Origin of the sequence: Methylobacterium bullatum (assembly GCF_014845095.1) — a bacterium.
GTDB classification, from domain to species: domain Bacteria; phylum Pseudomonadota; class Alphaproteobacteria; order Rhizobiales; family Beijerinckiaceae; genus Methylobacterium; species Methylobacterium bullatum.
The window spans coordinates 1-1025 of record NZ_NKUG01000119.1; the positions used below are offsets into that span (position 1 = coordinate 1).

General features: G+C 66.7%; 2 protein-coding genes. Both read right to left on the reverse strand.

The window, feature by feature from the left end:
- Window positions 1–253: DUF3768 domain-containing protein (locus MBTS_RS16745; RefSeq protein ID WP_192216070.1), on the reverse strand; the 253-nt coding region annotated here is incomplete at its 3' end.
- Window positions 250–663, reverse strand: a complete 414-nt coding sequence (locus MBTS_RS16750; RefSeq protein ID WP_238254308.1) for a hypothetical protein — start codon at window positions 661–663, stop codon at window positions 250–252. The genes MBTS_RS16750 and MBTS_RS16745, both read right to left, overlap by 4 nt.
- Window positions 664–1025 lie beyond the last annotated feature (362 nt).

Consider the following 1025-nt stretch of genomic DNA (forward strand, 5'->3'; position numbering starts at 1 on the left):
GCCCAGCGAGGTCGAAAGCGCCGAAATCGTGCTCGTTATACGGGTCGTCGGCGACGCTGAAGGCTTCGAACGCTTGCACCGTCGCCTCGGCTTCGCGACGCTGTTCCTCTGGCAGGCTGGCAATCCCGCGCGACAGCATCACATGGCCGCCGACAAAGCTCCGGCGGAAGGCATCGTTGAGGGCACGCACCCGGTTGGTGTGGGTGGTCGAGGCGGGATCCGCCTCGACGCTGATGGGGGCCGGGCGGCTCATGCCCCTGGCTTTGCGCTCTGCACCGCGCCGGGCGGCAGCAAACCAAGCTCGCTGCGGTGCCGGGTGATCAGCCCATCGTCCGGCCAGTCGCGCCACTGAAGCTCGAAGGCGTCGTCGGCCGTGGTGTACATGATGATTGCCTCGAACCAGCTCTCCTGGGGCCCAGCGCAGGCGAGCACAAGGCAACCGCGTTCGATCTCAGGCCAATCGACGGGTGCCTTGAAACGGCCGCCAGGGCCTCCTGCGCCTGCGTCGCCACTTGCCCCGCCCCTTGACGCCGGAGGGGCGCTGGCGGCCTTGCCTGAAGCCCTAATGGGCACGGCAACGTCGGGCAGGCCGGCCGCCGCGACGAGCCGGTCAAACACCTCGGCTTTGACGAACGGCACGAAGGCTTTGCCGCTCCCGAACAAGCGTCCTTTCGGTAAGCCACGGCAAGGCTGTGTTGGGTATCGTCGCTGATCTCGATCACGTGCATGCCCATCAGCCCAGCGGCACGCTCGGCCTCGGCCCTCTCGCCAGCGGCAAAGCGAGAGGAGTGGGGGCGCTGTCGTTCGTCGCGGCCGAACAGGATCAGGCCGTGCGGTATGGTGGCGGCTGTGCTGATTGCGATGTTTAGGGTCATCAAAGGGCTCCAGAAACGACGAAGGCGGCCCGGAGGCCGCCTTGCGTTGAGTGTGAGGGGTAGGATGCACCCACCTGCTGCCGGTAAGGCTCGGGTGTCGGTGAGCGATGCAATGGCAGGGTCATCGGGGGCATCCATTCGGCTGCGAAA